Here is a 16329-nt window from a genome sequence, read left to right as displayed (position 1 = left end):
CGCGGGCGCCGCGGGCAGGCCGGCGTCGAGCAGCAACGCGTGCCGGCGCACGAGGTCGGCCGCGGTGTGCGGCCGCACGACCTTGAGGTACGCCGTCCGCCCCGGGGTCCGCACGCGCACGACGGCGCGGCGGAGCGGCCGGTAGGTGACGAGCTGGAGCTCGACGTCGTGCGGTGCGACGTCGAGCATCGCGGCGACGGCGGCCGGCGACGTCGCGTCCGCGAGCCCGGGCAGCGCCGGGTCGGCCGGGAAGCGCCACACCGTCACCGGGCGCCCGTCGGCGACCGCGGTGGTGCAGCCGGGGACGGCAGCGGCGTCGGCCGGCAGCGGTGCGGTCGACGCGACCAGGTACTCCTCGCTGCCCGTGGGGGCGGTCCCGGTCGCCGCCCACCGGACCGCGTAGCCCACGCTCACGCCGACGCCCGGGCGGTGGTGCACCGCGTGCACGTCGCACCCGCGGGTCACCAGGCCCTCGGCCGCGAGCACGGCCGTCACGAGGTCGTGACCGCCCGTGCCGGTGAGGAGCGCGACGTCGTCGGCGGCGCGCGCGGTGGTGAGCATGGCGGCAAGTCCACCGCGCGGGCGTGGGCGCACGGTGAGAGCCCGATGAGAGGTCTCTCATCCGGCCGACGCGTCGCGTCCCCGGGCCGGGCGGTGAGCCGCGCCGGCGGCTGGCACACTGACCCGGTGCGTGACCTGGTGAGCCTCCCCAAGGCCCACCTCCACCTGCACTTCACCGGCTCCATGCGCGCTTCCACGCTCGCGGACATGGCGCGCGCACGCGGCGTGCGCCTGCCCCCGGCGCTCATCGCCGAGGACGCCCAGGCCGCGCTGCCCCCGGCGGACGAGCGCGGGTGGTTCCGCTTCCAGCGCCTCTACGACGCCGCGCGCGCGTGCGTCCGCTCGGAGGGGGACATGCGGCGCATCGTCGCCGAGGCCGCCGAGGACGACGCGGCCGAGGGCTCGGCCCGGCTCGAGATCCAGGTCGACCCGACGTCGTACGCACCGTTCGTCGGCGGCCTCACGCCGGCGCTCGAGATCGTGCTCGACGAGGCCCGTGCGGCCCGTGACCGGACGGGCGTCGAGGTGGGCGTCGTGGTCGCGTCCTCGCGCGTCCGCCACCCGCTCGAGGCCCGGACGCTCGCGCGCCTCGCCGCGCGCTACGCGGGCGACGGGCCCGGCGAGGTGGTCGGCTTCGGGCTGAGCAACGACGAGCGGCGCGGCCGGACGGCGGACTGGGCGCCGGCCTTCGCGATCGCGCGCCGTGCCGGCCTGGCGTCCGTCCCGCACGGCGGCGAGCTGCTCGGTGCGCCGCACGTCGCGGAGGTGCTCGACCACCTGGCCCCGGACCGGCTGGGGCACGGCGTGCGCTCGGCCGAGGACCGGCACGTGCTGGACGACCTCGTGCGGCGCGGCGTCGCGCTCGAGGTGTGCCCCGCCTCGAACGTGTCGCTCGGCGTCTACGCCGAGGACCACCACGTGCCGCTGCGCACCCTCACCGACGCGGGTGCGACCCTCGCCCTCGGCGCGGACGACCCGCTGCTCTTCGGCTCGCGGCTCGTCGACCAGTACGACGTCGCCCGGCGCGTGCACGGCTTCTCGGACGCCGAGATCGCCGAGCTCGCGCGCGGCTCGGTGCGCGCGTCGCGCGCCGGCGAGGCGACGCGGCGGCGGCTCCTGGCCGGCATCGACGCATGGCTCGACGCACCGGACGACGGCGCCGCACCGCGCGCTGCAAGCAACCGCGGGCCGGGGACACAGACGTCGTGACGGCCGGGACCGCCCGCCGTCGAGGGTCGACGAGGGGACGACGATGCCCAGAGGCCGCGCGCACCGCGACCCGTCGCCCCGCGCCCTCGTCGCGACCGGCGCGGCCCTCGTCGTGACGAGCGTCGCCGTCGCGGGCTGCGCGGGCAGCGGGGTCCTCGGCGGGGACGCCGGCGACGCGCACGCGTGCGTCAGCTGGGTGGACTTCGCGACCCCGGCCGACGCCGCCGCGGACGCCGACCTCGTCGTGGTAGCGGACGGCGCGACGCCGTCGGGCACGCGGCGGACGTTCGGCGCGGAGGCGACCGTGCACACCGTCGTCGTGCGGGAGGTCCTGCACGGCACGGCCGCGGTGGTCGGCGAGGCGCTCGAGGTGGTCTCGACGCCGGTCACCTGCAGCGGTGAGGCGGACCTCTACCCGGGCGGCGACCCGCTCGCCACGGACGGCACGGTCGTCGTCCTCCTGCACGACGACCCCGCCGTCGGCTGGCGGACGATGACGCCGTCCGCAGGCGTCGTCACGGCCTCGCCCGACGGCGGCCTCCCCGACGGGTGGGACGGCTAGAGCGAGCAGCCGACGAGCACGGGCTCGGGCTCGAGGTCGATCCCGAAGCGCTCCCGGACGCCGTCGCGCACCTCGCGCGCGAGTCCGAGCAGCTCCGCCGTGGTCCCCCCGCCGCGGTGCGTGAGCGCGAGCGGGTGCTTGGTCGAGAGGCTGACCGGGCCCGGCAGCCCGTGCCCCTTGCCGAAGCCGGCGTGGTCGATCAGCCACGCGGCGCTCGTCTTGACCAGGGACTCGTCGACCGCGCCGAGGCTGGGGCCCGTCGTGCGCTCGGGCCGGGCCGAGCGGACCGCGAACCGCGGGGCGCCGTCGGGCAGCGTGTCGGCGACCTCGACCGGGAGCACGGGGTTGGTGAAGAACGAGCCGGCGCTCCACGTGTCCGGGTCCGCGTCGTCGAGGACCATCCCCTTGCCGGTGCGCAGCTCGAGCACCGCCGCGCGGACGTCGGCGAGCGGGGCCTTCTCCCCCACCGCGACGCCGAGCCGGCGGGCCAGCTCGGGGTAGGCGACCGGTGCCGACATCGTGCCGAGCCGCAGCTGCATGCCGACGTCGAGCACGACGTACCGCGGGGTCGGGGCGAAGGCCGACGGGCCGCCGTCGTCCGCCCGCAGCGAGCGCTTGAGCAGCGACGTCCGGTAACCGAAGGCGAGGTCGACGAGCGCGAGGGTCCGCACGCGGGACTGCTCCCGGTCCCACGCGCGCACGGTCGAGACGACGCCGGCGATCTCCTGGCCGTACGCACCGACGTTCTGCACGGGCGTCGCACCCGTCGAGCCCGGGATGCCGGCGAGCGCCTCGACGCCCACCCAGCCCTGCTCGACGGCGCGGTCCACGACGTCGACCCACGGCGTCCCTGCGGGCACGCGGATGCTCGCGCCGCCGCAGCTGTCCGCGTCCTCCACCGTCAGGCCGCGCCGCGCGTCGCGCACGACGACACCCGGGAAGCCCTCGTCGGCCACGACGAGGTTCGAGCCGCCGCCGAGCACGAGGACCGGCTCGCCCACGGCGTCGGCGTCCCGGACCGCGGCGATCAGCTCGGCCTCGGTCGTCGCCTCGACGAGACGCCCCGCGGGCCCGCCCAGGCGCAGCGTCGTCAGGGTGGACAGGGCCGGGGTCTCGACGGTGGTGGTCACCGCTCCAGGCTAGGCCTGCTGCGCGGGGGCCGCGTTGCCGGCCGCCGTCGGCAGCGGCCGCGCCGCGGGCAGGACCAGGAGGCCGATGACGACGGGGACGGCTATGGCGAGCAGGGCCTGCCGGTAGCCCACGTGCTGCGCGAGCATGCCGAGCAGAGGCGGCCCGACGAAGAAGGCCGAGTAGCCGATCGTCGCGACCACGGCGACGCGCGAGGCGGCGCGGCGCGGGTCGTCGGACGCCGCGCTCATCCCGACGGGGAACCCCAGCGCCGCACCCATGCCCCACAGCACCACGCCCGCGAGCGCGACCCAGAGGCTCGGGACCAGGCCGAAGATCAGGAGGCCGACGAGCGAGAGGGCCGCTGACAGCCGCAGCACCGCGATCCGGCCCCAGCGGTCCAGGAGCGAGGTGCCGAGCAGGCGCATCGCGGTCATCGCCGTGACGAAGACGCCGAAGCCGATCGCGCCCGTCGCGTGGTCCGTGCCGAACCCGTCGACGACGGCGAGGCTCACCCAGTCGTTCGCGGCCCCCTCGGTGAGCGCCGCGGCGAGCACGACGAGGCCGATGAGGAGCGTCCGGGGCTCGCCCCACGCGCCCAGGCGGCTGCGGCGGGGCACCTCGGCGGCCGGGGCGTCGTCGACGACGGCGTCGTGCGTGCCCTCGGGCAGGAACCAGCGTGCCGAGACGACGACGCCGACCAGGCTCAGCGCGAGCGCGACGGCGAGGTGGGTGAGGACGGGGGCGTGCAGGGCGGCCGCGACGGCGCCGACGCCGGCGCCCGCCATGGTGCCGAAGGAGAAGCCCGCGTGGAAGCGCGGCATGATCGCGCGCCCGAGCGCCTGCTCGACCGCGGCACCCTCGAGGTTCATCGCGGCGTCCCACACGCCCGTGCCGACGCCGAACAGGACGAGCGCCGGCACCACCACCCACAGCGAGGTGGTCGCGACGCCGACGGCCGCGAGCAGCAGCCCGAGCGTGTTCACGGTCGCGAAGGCGACGATCGCGCGGCGCGCACCGAGCCGCTGCACGACGAGGCCCGAGAGCGGCAGCGCGCAGATCGAGCCGATCGAGCCGACGAGCAGCAGCAGCCCGAGCTGCTCGGGCTCCATGCCGAGCTCGTCGCGCACGGCGGGCAGCCGCGACGCCCAGCTCGCGAAGTTGAACCCGTTGAGCAGGAACGAGACGAACACGGCGGTCGACGCCGCGCGCACGACGTTCGGCGGCACGGCGGTCGTGCGGACGGTGGTGGTCACCGGAGGGCCTCGCTCAGCTCGGGTGTCGTGACGGGGGTGGCAACGGGCGTCCGGCGGCCACCACGGGACACCGTGCCGCGTGCGGCGGTGGGCGCGCCAGCCGGCTGCTCCTCGCGGACGGTCCCCGCGAGGAGCGTGCCCACGAGCATGACGCCCGTGATGAGCAGGAGCGCGTGCCGTGCTCCCATGGTCTCGGCCGCGAGGCCGATGAGCGGGGGCGCGGTGATCGACGCGACCGACGCGAAGGCCGAGACGACGGCGACGCGTCCGGCGGCGCGCAGCGGGTCGGCCGACACCGCGGCCATGCCGATCGGCACGGCGAGCCCGGCGCCGAGGCCCCAGGCGACGACGCCCAGGACCGACGTCGGGAACGACGGCGCGAGCCCGAAGAGCACGAGCCCCGCGAGGCCGGCCGCGCCCGACCCGGCGAGCACGGCGACGCGCCCGAACCTGTCGATGAGGTACGTGCCGGCGAGCCGCGACGTCGTCATGGCGGCGACGAAGACCCCGAAGACGGCCGCGGCCACGGCCTCGGGCTGGTCGAAGCCGTCGACGACGGAGATCGCGAGCCAGTTGTTGGCCGATCCCTCCGACAGGGCGGCGCCCATGACGATGACGCCCACGAGCAGCGTGCGGCGCTCGCGCCATGCGGACAGCGCGCTGCGCAGCCCGGCGCCGCGCCGGGCGGGGGGCGCGTCGTGGAGGCCCGCGGCGGCGACGGGCGTGGGCGGCGCGGGGAGCACCGCGCCGGGGACGGCCGCGAAGCGCCACGCGAGCGTGCCGACGCTCACGACGCCGAACTGGACGAGCAGCGGCACCTGGCTCCACGAGGCGAGCGCGCCGAGGGCCGACCCGCACACGCTGCCGATCGAGAACGCGGCGTGGAACTGGGGGACGACGGTGCGGCCCATGCGCCGCTCGATGACGACGGTCTCGACGTTCATGGGGACGTTGCCGAGCGCGAACGACGCGCTCATCAGCACCACGCCGACGACGAGCACGGGGACGCTGCCGATCGTCGGCGCGAGCCCGAGCAGGAGGTGGGCGACCGAGAACATCACCGCAGCCGTGAGCAGGGTGCGGCGGCTCCCGAAGCGCCCGACGACGCCGCCCGCCGTGAGCACGGTGACGAGCGAGCCGACCGCGCCGACGAGCAGGATCGTGCCGAGCTCTCCCGTGCTGAGGTCGAGCGCGCTGCGCACTGTGGGCAGGCGCGCGAGCCAGCTCGAGACCGTGAGGCCGAGCACGGCGTAGAGGCCGAGGAGGAGGGTGCGGGCGCGCAGCACCTCAGGGGCGAGATGGGCGTCACGGGGGCGCGGGGAAGGCATGGACTCGTTCCGGGGCAGGCTGGATGCGGACGGACGTGCAGCGGTGAGGCACGACGCCGGGCCTGGGTGGTTCGCGAGGTTCGTGGCGATTCTCGAAACGATTCGAGGTCGCCCTCCCCATGCTCGCCGATAGGCTGGCGCACCGTCAACCGCAGCGGACGTCCGAGCAGGTGAGAGGCAGGGTGAGATGGCGCACAGCAGGCCCACCCTGGCCGACGTCGCGAGCGCGGCGGGGGTCTCCGTGTCGACGGCCTCGCTCGCCTTCTCCGGCGCCGGACCCATCGCCGCCGAGACGCGTGCCCGCGTGCTCGCCGCGGCGTCGTCGCTCGGGTACGCGGGCCCCAACCCCCTCGGCCGCTCGCTGCGCAGCGGCCGCTCCGGGATCGTCGCGGTCGTCATCGGCGACCAGCTGCGGCGGAGCTTCCGCGACCCCGTGTCGATCCAGGTCCTCGACGGGCTGGTCGGGACCCTCGGGACCATGGGCCTCGGCGTCCTGCTCGTCCCCGCCACGCCGGCGTCGGACGGCTCGCTCGAGCTCGACCCGCTGCTCGCGACCGCACCCATGGACGTCGCCGTGCTCATCTGGGGCGCACGCAGCGGCGACCCCGTGCTGACCGCGCTCCAGCAGCGCGGCGTGCCGGTCGTCATCGGCGAGGGGCCCGAGGTCGACGGCGTGCCCGTCGTCGGCATCGCTGACCGGCGGGGCACGGCCGACGTCGTGCGCCACCTCACCGGGCTCGGCCACGAGCGGATCGCGACCGTGACCCTGCCCTTCGGGGGCGAGCGGCGCTGCGGCGTCGTCGACGCCGAGCGCATGACGCAGCTCGACTGGACGCCCACGCAGCACCGGCTCGAGGGCTTCGCCGACGCCGGCGTCGTCCCCGCGGTGGTCGTCGAGTCCGCGGCGTCGCTCGTCGAGGAGGGTCAGGCCGCAGGCCGGCTCGCGCTCGCGGGCCCGGACCGCCCCACGGCGGTCGTCGCGCAGTCCGACCTGCTGGCGGCGGGCGTCATGCTCGCCGCGCGCGAGCTCGGGCTGCGGGTGCCCGAGGACGTCTCCGTGGCCGGGTTCGACGGGCTCGACCTGCCGTGGCTGGGGCCCGACGTCCTCACCACCGTGGCCCAGCCGCTCGCAGCGAAGGGCGAGGCACTCGGGCAGGCGGTCGCGGCGCTGCTCGCGGGCGGGTCACCGGCTCCCGTCCAGCTCGACGTCGAGCTGCGCGTCGGCACGACGACGGGACCGCCACCCGCCTGACGCCTCAGAGCCGGACGAGCACCTGCGAGCGGCCGAGCACCTTCTCGCCGCCGGACGTCACGGTGAGGTCGACGCGGACCGTGCCCGCCTCGGCGTCGACCGCGCCGACGGTGCCCGTCACCTCGAGCGTCGCCGCGCCCGAGTCGGGGACCGGCACCGGCCGCGTGAAGCGGACGCCGTAGTCGACGACGGCGCCGGGGTCGCCGGCCCAGTCGCACACGAGGTTGACCGCCGCGCCCATGGTGAGCATGCCGTGCGCGATGACGCCCGGCAGGCCCACGTCGGTGGCGAACCGCTCGTTCCAGTGGATCGGGTTGAGGTCGCCGCTCGCGCCGGCGTACCGCACCAGGTCCTGGCGCCCGAAGGTCACCGTGCGCGTGCCGACGACGTCGCCGACGGCCAGGCCGTCGAGCGTGGGGCGCGTCATGCCGGCACCTCCTCGGCGAGGCGTACGGCGAGGCGGGACACGACCGTGGAGACCGGCGCGCCGGCGACGTCGGAGATCTCGCAGCGCGTGGTCACCGTGGCGAGGCCGGACCGCTCGACCACCGCGTCGATGTGCAGGACCGTGACGAGCTCGTCACCGGCGTGGACCGGCCGGTGGTGGGTGATCCGCTCGTCGGCGTGGACCACCCGGCTGAAGTCGATCGCCGCCTCGGGGTCCGCGATGAGCTGCGCCTCGGCGCGCTGCGCGACGACCACGGCGAAGGTCGGCGGTGCGACGACGTCGGGGTGGCCGAGGGCACGGGCGGCGTCGGCGTCGTGGTGCGCCGGGTGCGTCGCACCGACGGCACGCGCGAAGTCGCGGACGTGCTCACGGCCGACGACGTAGGGCGCCGTCGGCGGGTACTCGCGACCGGCGTAGGCGGGGTTGATGCCCATGGCCTCTCCTCCCGGCGGTCGCGGCCGGCTCAGCTCAGCGGGTCTCGCGGTGGAGGGTGTGCTTGCCGTCGCGCGGGCAGAACTTCTTCATCTCCAGACGGTCCGGGTCGTTGCGCCGGTTCTTCTTGGTGATGTAGTTCCGCTCCTTGCACTCCACGCACGCGAGCGTGATCTTCGGGCGGACGTCCTGGGACTTGCTGGCCACGGTCTTGCCACCTCTCGCGCCGATCGTTCAGCGCCTACGTCTGATGCGTCCGGCCGTCCGCCGGTCCGCCTGTCCACTGTGGTAGCGAGGGCGGGACTCGAACCCGCGACACCACGATTATGAGTCGTGTGCTCTAACCACCTGAGCTACCCCGCCACTATCGGTGCACTCGGCCGTCGTCCGCACGCCGGGCGTACGTCGTCGACCTCCAGGCACCAACAGAGCCCCGAAAGGGAATCGAACCCTTGACCTTCTCCTTACCATGGAGACGCTCTGCCGACTGAGCTATCGGGGCAGCGCGTGCCAGGGTACACGCGCCCTGGCACGCCTGCGAAATCGTCACTGCCGCCGCGGGGTCGCCGCGCCCGGGCGACCCCCGCCGCGCGTCAGCGGTAGTTGACGAACTGCAGCGCGACGTCGAGGTCGGCGTCCTTGAGCAGCGCGATGACGGCCTGCAGGTCGTCCCTGCTCTTGGCCGAGACCCGCAGCTCGTCGCCCTGGATCTGCGCCTTGACGCCCTTGGGACCCTCGTCGCGGATGATCTTCGAGACCTTCTTGGCGTTCTCGCTCGAGAGGCCCTCCTTGACGGCCGCCTCGAGCCGGTACTCCTTGCCCGACTGCTTCGGGTCACCGGTCTCGAGCGACTTGAGCGAGATGCCTCGGCGGATGAGCTTGGTCTCGAACACGTCGAGCACGGCCTTGACGCGCTCCTCCGAGTTCGCGGTCATGACGATCGACTCGCCGCTCCAGGCGATGGACGCACCGACGTTCTTGAAGTCGTAGCGCTGCGAGATCTCCTTCGCGGCCTGGTTGAGCGCGTTGTCGACCTCCTGGCGGTCCACCTTGCTGACGACGTCGAACGAGGACTCCGATGCCATGTCTCTCCTCCTGGGTCCGTGGTGCGCAGGCCACCGGCAGCGGCCGGCCCGGCCGTCGGGCGGCCGTGTGCAGCAGCACCGCGTGGGCTTGCTATCCTTCCATCCGCACCCTGGCAGGTTGCCCGAGCGGCCAAAGGGAGCTGACTGTAAATCAGCCGCGTCATGCTACGGGGGTTCGAATCCCTCACCTGCCACCCGCGTCACGGACGCCCCGTCCCCCCGCCCAGCGGGAACGGACGGGGCGTTCGTGCGTCCGGCCCCGGGTCCGCCCGGCTGCTCGGGTCGCGCCGATCAGTAGCGCGTGATGCCACCGTGGCCCGCCATCTGCTCGAGCCGCGCGATGCGGTCGGCCATCGGCGGGTGCGTCGCGAACAGGTTCGCCATGCCGCCGCCGCGGAACGGGTGGGCGATCATCAGGTGCGAGACGTCGACGAGGTCCCGGTTGGCGGGCAGCGGCGCGCGCTGCGTCCCCCGCTCGAGCTTCGCGAGCGCCGAGGCGAGCGCCATCGGGTCCCCCGTCAGGCGGGCGCCGTCCTCGTCGGCGTCGTACTCGCGCGTGCGGCTGATGGCCAGCTGGACGAGCATCGCCGCGATCGGGGCCAGGAACACCATCGCGAGCATCGCGAGCGGGTTGCCGCCGCGGTCGCGGTCGCCCCCGCCGAAGAGCATGAGGACCTGGGCGACGGACGTGATCATGCCGGCGAACGCCGCCGCGACCGACGACGTGAGGATGTCGCGGTTGTAGACGTGCATGAGCTCGTGACCGAGCACCCCGCGCAGCTCACACTCGTCGAGCAGCGCGAGGATCCCCTCGGTGCAGCAGACCGCGGCGTTGCGAGGGTTCCGGCCGGTGGCGAACGCGTTCGGGGCCGCCGTCGGTGACACGTAGAGCCGGGGCATGGGCTGGCGGGCCGCGGTCGAGAGCTCGCGCACGATGCGGTACATCGCCGGCTGCTCGATCTCGCTCACGGGCCGGGCGCGCATGGCCCGGATCGCGATGCGGTCCGAGTTCCAGTACCCGTACGCGGTGCCGACGAGCCCGAGGGCCGCGAACAGGACGAGGTACTGCCCCCGACCGACGACGCTCCCGAGGCCGAGCATCACGGCCCAGAGCACGCCGAAGAGGGCCGCGGTCTTGAGCCCGTTGAAGTGACGCCGTCCCACCTCGCTCCTCCCGTCCGGGTGCGCGTGCCCACGTGCGCGCCGCCTCGTCCCCGTCGTCCGAGGATGCCCGAGGGCACCCGGTCCTGCCTGGGAGAACGCCCGGGGGGCGGGTGCCGTTCCCCAGTACGCTGGGACGCGTCCGTCCACCTGTCGGTCATCTCCGTCCCGAAACCGCTGGAGCCCGCCGTGCGCACCCCCACCCTGCTCGTCCTGGCCGCTGCGAGCGCCCTGGCGCTCGGCGCGTGCGCCCCCGTCGAGGACGCCGCCGACCCGACCGCCGACGGGTCCGACAGCCTGCCCACCCTCGAGGAGGGCGTGCTCACGATCGGCACGTCCGACCCGGGCTACGAGCCGTGGGTCGTCGACAACGACCCCACGAACGGCGAGGGGTTCGAGGCTGCGGTCGCGTACGCCGTCGCGGCCGAGCTCGGCTACGACGCGGACGCCGTCGCGTGGGTCCCCGTGACGTTCGACCAGATCATCGCGCCGGGCGCGAAGCCGTTCGACGTCGCGATCAACCAGGTCTCGATCAGCGACGAGCGACGCCAGAACCTCGACTTCTCGTCGAGCTACTACGACACGGCGCAGGCCGTCGTGACGGTCGAGGGCAGCGCGGCGGCCGACGCCGCCTCGCTCGCCGACCTCGTCGGCCTGCGGATCGGTGCCATGGTCGGCACGACGAGCGCGACCGTGGCGGAGGAGTCGATCGCCCCGACGACGCCGATCCAGCTCTTCAACGACAACGACCAGGTCAAGCAGGCGCTCACCGCAGGGCTGGTCGACGCGATCGTCGTGGACCTCCCGACGGCGCTCTACATCACGGCCGCCGAGCTCGACGGCGGCGTCGTCGTCGGGCAGCTGCCCGCGGGCGAGTCGCCCGACCAGTTCGGGCTCGTGCTCGACAAGGGCAGCGAGCTGACGGACGACGTGACGGCGGCCGTCGACGCGCTGCGCGAGGACGGCACGCTCGCGGAGCTCGAGGCGCAGTGGCTGACCGACGCCGCCGGCGCGCCGGTCCTCGAGTGACGGCGAGCGCCGAGCGGAGCGCCACCGAGGCCTGGACGCCGTCGGCCCTGCAGGTCGAGCGCCTCGCCTACCGGCGCGGCCAGGCGCGGCGCTCGACGCTGGTGGCGGTCGCCAGCACCGTGGCCCTCACCGGGGTCGCCGTCCTCGCTCTGACCAGCTCGCCCGGCTGGCCTCGGGTGCGGCAGTCGTTCTTCGACCCCGACGTCGCGCTGCTCGCGCTGCCCCGGGTGCTCGAGGGCCTGTGGCTCAACCTCCGCGTCATGGCCGTGTGCGCCGTCGTCATCCTCGTCGTGGCGCTCGCCCTCGCGATCGCCCGCACGCTGCGGGGACCCGTGTTCTTCCCGCTCCGCGCCGCCGCGACGGCGTACGTCGACGTGTTCCGCGGCCTGCCCCTGATCCTCGTGCTGCTGCTCGTCGGCTTCGGCCTGCCGGGCCTGCGGCTGCAGGGCATCCCGACGCAGGCCGTCGTGCTGGGCGGCCTCGCCCTGGTCCTCACCTACTCCGCGTACGTCGCGGAGGTGTTCCGGGCGGGCATCGAGTCGGTGCACCCGTCGCAGGTCGCGGCGGCCCGGTCCCTCGGCCTGACCCGGGCGCAGACCATGCGCACGGTCGTGCTGCCCCAGGCCGTCCGGCGCGTGGTGCCCGCGCTGCTCAACGACCTCGTCGCGCTGCAGAAGGACTCGGGCCTCATCTCGATCCTCGGCGCGATCGACGCGGTGCGGGCGGCGCAGATCCAGACGTCGGTGCACGCGAACTTCACGCCGTACGTCGTCGCCGGGTTCCTGTTCGTGCTCCTCACCATCCCGCTCACGCGCGTCACCGAGGCGCTGTCGCGGCGCAGCGGCTGGCTCGGTGCGACCGCCGGGGTCGCGGGCGCCGGTCCCCTGCGATGAGCGCGACCGACGGCGGCGGCCCGCTGCTCAGCATCCGTGGCGTGCGCAAGGCGTTCGGCAGCACCGTCGTCCTGGACGGCATCGACCTGGACGTGGACGCCCACCGGTGCGTCGTGCTCATCGGCGCCTCGGGCTCCGGCAAGTCGACCCTGCTGCGCACCGTCGACCTCCTCGAGGAGGTCGACGACGGCGTGATCCTGCTCGAGGGCGAGGACATCACCGACCCCCGGCAGGACGCCGACGCCGTCCGCGCGCGGATGGGCATGGTGTTCCAGTCCTTCAACCTCTTCCCGCACATGCGCGTGCTGGACAACGTCACCCTGGCGTCGAGGCTGGTCCACAAGGTGCCGCGCCCGCAGGCCGAGGAGCGGGCGACCGCGATCCTCGAGCGCGTCGGCCTGGCCGCGAAGGCGCGCGCGTTCCCCGACGAGCTCTCGGGCGGTCAGCAGCAGCGCGTGGCGATCGCGCGCTCGCTCGTGTCCTCACCCCGGCTCATGCTCCTGGACGAGGTGACGAGCGCGCTCGACCCCGAGCTGGTCGGCGAGGTGCTCGACCTCCTCGTCGAGCTCAAGGCCGAGGGCATGACCATGGTCGTCGCGACGCACGAGATGGGCTTCGCGCGGCACGTCGCCGACGAGGTCTGCTTCCTGCACGCCGGGCGGGTCCACGAGCGGGGCACGCCCGAGCAGGTCCTGGGCGACCCGCAGCAGGAGCGCACGCGCGACTTCCTCCGGCGCCTGGGCTGAGGCCGGGTCGGGCGGTCGCTCAGCGCTCGCCGCGGATGACCGCGAGCATGTCTTCGCGCGGGACGACCTTGATCCGCTGACGCCCGTGGGGCTCGCCGAGGGACTGCTCGTACGCGTCGAGCAGCATCCAGCCGGACCACTCGACGTGCCCGACGCCGCGTTCGGACAGGAACGCGGTGACGGCGTCGGGGTCCGGCTCGGCCGCGCGCGGCAGCGTCTCGACATCGGAGACGAGGTGCTTGATCGTCTCCGTCGCGTCCGACTTCGTGTGCCCGATGAGGCCGACGGGGCCGCGCTTGATCCAGCCGGTCGTGTAGACGCCCGCGAGCTGCTCGCCGTCGGCCTCCACGACGCGCCCCTCGCGGTTCGGGATGACGCCGCCGACCTCGTCGAACGGCAGGCCGGGCAGGGGCGAGCCGAAGTACCCGACGGCGCGGTACACGGCCTGGACGGGCCAGTCGTGCGTCTGGCCGGTGCCGGCGACGGACCCGTCACCCGTGAGCACGGTGCGCTCGGTGCGCAGGCCCTCGACCCGGTCCTCGCCGAGGACGGCCACGGGCTTGTGCAGGAAGTGCAGGTGGATCCGCCGGCTCGCGGTGAGCTCCTCGGGCTCCTTGAGCGTCCAGTCCGTGAGGGTCTTGACGACCTGCTTGGTCTGGTTCGACGAGTGGATCGCGGCCATCGAGCCCTCGTCGAAGTCGAAGTCCTCGGGGTAGACGACGACGTCGACGTCCGGGACGTGACCCAGCTCCCGCAGCTCGAGCGGGCTGAACTTCACCTGGGCCGGCCCGCGGCGCGCGAAGACGTGCACGTCCGTGACGGGGTTGGCCAGCAGGCCCTGGTGGACGTTGTCGGGGATCTCCGTGGGCAGCAGGTCTTCGGGGTGCTTGGCGAGCATGCGGGCGACGTCGAGCGCCACGTTGCCCGCGCCGACGACGGCGATGCTGCTCGCCTCGAGCGGCCAGGTGCGCGGGACGTCCGGGTGGCCGTCGTACCACGACACGAAGTCCGCGGCGCCGAACGACCCGGGCAGGTCGATACCGGGGATCGGCAGCTCGGCGTCGCGGATCGCGCCGGTCGAGAAGATCACCGCGTCGTAGAACCGGCGCAGGTCCTCGAGGTCGAGGTCCGTGCCGTAGTCGACGTTGCTGAGCAGCCGGATGTCCCCGCGGTCGAGGATCTTGTGCAGCGCCACGATGATCTGCTTGATCCGCGGGTGGTCCGGCGCGACGCCGTAGCGCACGAGCCCGAAGGGCGCGGGCAGCCGCTCGAAGAGGTCGATCGACACCTCGAGGCCCGACTTGGACAGGATGTCGGCGGCGTAGATGCCGGCCGGTCCGGCGCCGACGATGGCCACGCGCAGGGGACGGGTGCTGCTCACGGAGCGGAGTGCCTTCCGGTGGGGGGCGGCGGGGCACCGGTCGCACGACGACGGCGCGCCACGCCAGGACGCTGACGCCAGTGTAGGCGGCGTAGGTTGTGCCGGTGCGTGCGCCCGAGGACCAGACGCCGTCGCTCGACCGGACGGGCCTGGCCCTCGGTCTGGGTGCCTACCTGCTGTGGGGGTTCCTCCCGCTCTACTTCCCGCTGCTCCAGCCCGCGGGGCCGGTCGAGATCATCGCCCACCGCGTCGTGTGGTCCCTGCTCTTCTGCCTGGTGCTGCTGCGGGTGACGGGTGGCTGGGCCGCGTTCACGCGGGCGCTGCGCGACCGGCGGATGCTCGGCACGCTCGCCGCGGCAGGCGCGCTCGTCGCCCTCAACTGGCTGGTCTTCGTGCACGGCGTCCTCACCGGGCACACGGTCGACACGGCGCTGGGCTACTACATCAACCCGCTCGTGACCGTCGCGCTCGCGGTCCTCGCGCTGGGCGAGCGCCTGCGGCGCGCGCAGTGGGTGGCGCTCGGCATCGGCGCCGCGGCCGTCGTCGTCATCACGATCGGGGTGGGGCGCCTGCCGTGGATCGCGCTCGCGCTCGCCGCGACGTTCGGGCTCTACGGGCTGATCAAGAACCGCGTGGGACGCACGGTGCCCGCGGTCGCGAGCCTGGCCGTCGAGACCACCGTGCTGGGCCCGGTCGCGATCGGCTACCTCGCCTGGCTCGCGCTCGACGGGACCGCGGCGTTCGGCGCGAGCGGGGCGGGCCACGCAGCGATCCTGGTGAGCTCCGGCATCATCACCGCCGTGCCGCTGCTGCTCTTCGGTGGCGCGGCTCGACGGCTGCCGCTCAGCGTCGTCGGGATGCTCCAGTACCTCGCACCGACGCTGCAGTTCCTCGTCGGCGTGCTCTGGTTCGGCGAGGAGATGCCGCTCGCGCGGTGGGTCGGGTTCGGTCTCGTCTGGGTCGCGCTCGTCGTGCTCACGGTCGACGGCCTGCGGACGGCCCGACCGTTCGGCCGACGGGCCGCCGTCAGACCCTGACCGTCAGCCCCTGACCGTCAGCCCGCGACCGTCAGCCAGAAGTCGCCGAAGGCGACCGACGCGCGGTCGGGGACGCGGATCTTCTGCTCGGGCGCGCAGAGGATCTGCTGCCCGTCGCCGAGCGTGACGACGGTGCCGTTCGTCGAGTTGCGGTCGCGCAGCCAGACGCCGTCGGCGTCGACGCCGAGGACGAGGTGGGTCTTGGAGACCGACCGGCCAGGGTCCGGGACCTGGAGCAGCTGGTCCGGCGCGGGCTCCCCGTCGCGCGCCGCGGGGTTGCGGCCGACGAGCGCGGTGCCCTCGAGCGTGAGGGTGCGCCCGTCCCACAGCTGGAGGGTCGCCCGGGGCGCGGGACGGCCGCCGTGCTCGACCTCGGGCACGGCTCGCCGGCTGGCGTGGCCGAGGCGGGTGCGCTCGACGTCGTCGTCCAGGGGCGGCGTCGGGCGGACGCCGGGCTGCGAGGAGGTCACCACGCCAGCATCCGACGGGACGGCGGCCGACGCCAACCCCGTCGTCGGCGCCACGGCGGGAGCGCTGGTCGGCGCGCTGGTCGGGACGCTGCCCGGCACGGACGAGATGATCCCGCCGGACGGCGCAGGTGCGGGGGTGACGGGCGGGGCGGGCGCCGGCTCAGGATCAGGCGTGGGGGCCGGTGCGGGCGCGGGAGCCGGAGCAGACGGGGGGGCCGGAGCCGGTGCGGGCGCGGGAGCCGGAGCAGGCGCGGGATCCGGCGCGGGGGCCGGCGCAGGTGCAGGAGCAGGGGCGGGGGCGGGTGCGAACTCGGGCGCGGGAGCAGGGCAGGCAGCCGGTCCGGCGCGACG

The 16329-nt window shown here is 74.7% G+C and carries 17 protein-coding genes, 3 tRNA genes and 1 pseudogene; 8 read left to right on the top strand and 13 right to left on the bottom strand.

Annotated elements, in window-relative coordinates; translation table 11 throughout:
• Positions 1–561: pseudogene (locus tag ICW40_RS08930) on the bottom strand (hypothetical protein); the annotation flags it as partial.
• Positions 562–687: 126 nt separating this feature from the next.
• On the opposite strand from ICW40_RS08930, the gene ICW40_RS08925 reads away from it, so the two are divergent.
• A complete protein-coding gene (locus tag ICW40_RS08925) occupies positions 688–1770 on the top strand; it encodes an adenosine deaminase (RefSeq protein ID WP_221653478.1) in 1083 nt (360 codons plus the stop codon).
• Between the two features lie 43 nt (positions 1771–1813).
• Positions 1814–2332, top strand: a complete 519-nt coding sequence (locus ICW40_RS08920) for a hypothetical protein (protein WP_221653477.1) — start codon at positions 1814–1816, stop codon at positions 2330–2332.
• On the opposite strand, the gene ICW40_RS08915 is transcribed toward ICW40_RS08920, so the two are convergent.
• Genes ICW40_RS08915 through ICW40_RS08905 form a run of 3 tightly spaced genes read right to left on the bottom strand, consistent with a single transcriptional unit; the run spans position 2329 to position 6044 of the window.
• Positions 2329–3462 (bottom strand): UDP-N-acetylmuramate dehydrogenase, encoded by a 1134-nt coding sequence (locus ICW40_RS08915; protein ID WP_221653476.1) that lies wholly within the window; start codon positions 3460–3462, stop codon positions 2329–2331. The two genes, ICW40_RS08920 and ICW40_RS08915, sit on opposite strands and share 4 nt — an antisense overlap.
• A 9-nt stretch (positions 3463–3471) precedes the next feature.
• Positions 3472–4716, bottom strand: a complete 1245-nt coding sequence (locus tag ICW40_RS08910; protein WP_221653475.1) for an MFS transporter — start codon at positions 4714–4716, stop codon at positions 3472–3474.
• On the bottom strand, positions 4713–6044 hold the full coding sequence (locus ICW40_RS08905) for an MFS transporter (RefSeq protein ID WP_221653474.1): 1332 nt from the start codon (positions 6042–6044) through the stop codon (positions 4713–4715). Before ICW40_RS08905 ends, ICW40_RS08910 begins: the two co-directional genes overlap by 4 nt.
• A 187-nt stretch (positions 6045–6231) precedes the next feature.
• Between ICW40_RS08905 and ICW40_RS08900 the strand changes: the two genes are divergently transcribed.
• Positions 6232–7296: a LacI family DNA-binding transcriptional regulator gene (locus ICW40_RS08900; RefSeq protein WP_221653473.1), complete on the top strand. Its 1065-nt coding sequence runs from the start codon at positions 6232–6234 to the stop codon at positions 7294–7296.
• Between the two features lie 4 nt (positions 7297–7300).
• Here the strand turns inward: ICW40_RS08900 and ICW40_RS08895 are convergent, their stop codons facing one another.
• The 6 genes from ICW40_RS08895 to ICW40_RS08870 form a co-directional block, all read right to left on the bottom strand.
• Entirely contained in the window at positions 7301–7723 is a 423-nt protein-coding gene (locus tag ICW40_RS08895; RefSeq protein ID WP_221653472.1) for a MaoC family dehydratase, read from the bottom strand.
• Positions 7720–8178: an FAS1-like dehydratase domain-containing protein gene (locus ICW40_RS08890; protein ID WP_221653471.1), complete on the bottom strand. Its 459-nt coding sequence runs from the start codon at positions 8176–8178 to the stop codon at positions 7720–7722. Before ICW40_RS08890 ends, ICW40_RS08895 begins: the two co-directional genes overlap by 4 nt.
• A gap of 34 nt (positions 8179–8212) precedes the next feature.
• The gene (gene rpmG / locus ICW40_RS08885; RefSeq protein ID WP_182112066.1) at positions 8213–8383 is read right to left on the bottom strand and encodes a 50S ribosomal protein L33; all 171 of its coding nucleotides are present in this window, start codon (positions 8381–8383) and stop codon (positions 8213–8215) included.
• Positions 8384–8462: 79 nt separating this feature from the next.
• A tRNA-Met gene (locus ICW40_RS08880) sits at positions 8463–8539 on the bottom strand.
• Between the two features lie 66 nt (positions 8540–8605).
• Positions 8606–8678 (bottom strand) — tRNA-Thr (locus ICW40_RS08875).
• Between the two features lie 91 nt (positions 8679–8769).
• Entirely contained in the window at positions 8770–9261 is a 492-nt protein-coding gene (locus tag ICW40_RS08870; RefSeq protein ID WP_221653470.1) for a YajQ family cyclic di-GMP-binding protein, read from the bottom strand.
• A gap of 112 nt (positions 9262–9373) precedes the next feature.
• Between ICW40_RS08870 and ICW40_RS08865 the strand changes: the two genes are divergently transcribed.
• Positions 9374–9455, top strand: a tRNA-Tyr gene (locus ICW40_RS08865).
• 97 nt (positions 9456–9552) lie between these two features.
• On the opposite strand, the gene htpX is transcribed toward ICW40_RS08865, so the two are convergent.
• A complete protein-coding gene (gene htpX / locus ICW40_RS08860) occupies positions 9553–10425 on the bottom strand; it encodes a zinc metalloprotease HtpX (RefSeq protein ID WP_221653469.1) in 873 nt (290 codons plus the stop codon).
• Between the two features lie 186 nt (positions 10426–10611).
• On the opposite strand from htpX, the gene ICW40_RS08855 reads away from it, so the two are divergent.
• The 3 genes from ICW40_RS08855 to ICW40_RS08845 are packed head-to-tail and all read left to right on the top strand — an operon-like array spanning position 10612 to position 13090.
• Positions 10612–11451: an ABC transporter substrate-binding protein gene (locus ICW40_RS08855; RefSeq protein WP_308121716.1), complete on the top strand. Its 840-nt coding sequence runs from the start codon at positions 10612–10614 to the stop codon at positions 11449–11451.
• Positions 11448–12344, top strand: a complete 897-nt coding sequence (locus tag ICW40_RS08850) for an amino acid ABC transporter permease (RefSeq protein WP_221653467.1) — start codon at positions 11448–11450, stop codon at positions 12342–12344. Before ICW40_RS08855 ends, ICW40_RS08850 begins: the two co-directional genes overlap by 4 nt.
• Positions 12341–13090 (top strand): amino acid ABC transporter ATP-binding protein, encoded by a 750-nt coding sequence (locus tag ICW40_RS08845; RefSeq protein ID WP_221653466.1) that lies wholly within the window; start codon positions 12341–12343, stop codon positions 13088–13090. Before ICW40_RS08850 ends, ICW40_RS08845 begins: the two co-directional genes overlap by 4 nt.
• Positions 13091–13109: 19 nt before the next feature.
• Here ICW40_RS08845 and ICW40_RS08840 read toward each other — a convergent pair whose 3' ends face one another.
• Positions 13110–14471 carry an FAD-dependent oxidoreductase gene (locus tag ICW40_RS08840; protein ID WP_221653465.1) on the bottom strand — a complete coding sequence of 454 codons (1362 nt, stop codon included), beginning with the start codon at positions 14469–14471 and terminating at the stop codon, positions 13110–13112.
• 104 nt (positions 14472–14575) lie between these two features.
• Here ICW40_RS08840 and rarD point away from each other — a divergent pair, with 104 nt between their 5' ends.
• Complete coding sequence (rarD, locus tag ICW40_RS08835) at positions 14576–15508, top strand: EamA family transporter RarD (RefSeq protein WP_221653464.1); 933 nt, start codon at positions 14576–14578, stop codon at positions 15506–15508.
• Between the two features lie 17 nt (positions 15509–15525).
• Here the strand turns inward: rarD and ICW40_RS08830 are convergent, their stop codons facing one another.
• Positions 15526–15978: an FHA domain-containing protein gene (locus ICW40_RS08830; protein WP_308121715.1), complete on the bottom strand. Its 453-nt coding sequence runs from the start codon at positions 15976–15978 to the stop codon at positions 15526–15528.
• Positions 15979–16329: the final 351 nt, after the last annotated feature.

The organism is Actinotalea ferrariae (assembly GCF_019733465.1).
Lineage (GTDB): Bacteria > Actinomycetota > Actinomycetes > Actinomycetales > Cellulomonadaceae > Actinotalea > Actinotalea ferrariae_A.
Note: the sequence above shows the minus strand (reverse complement) of the source record. Positions and strands in the feature narration are given on the sequence as shown.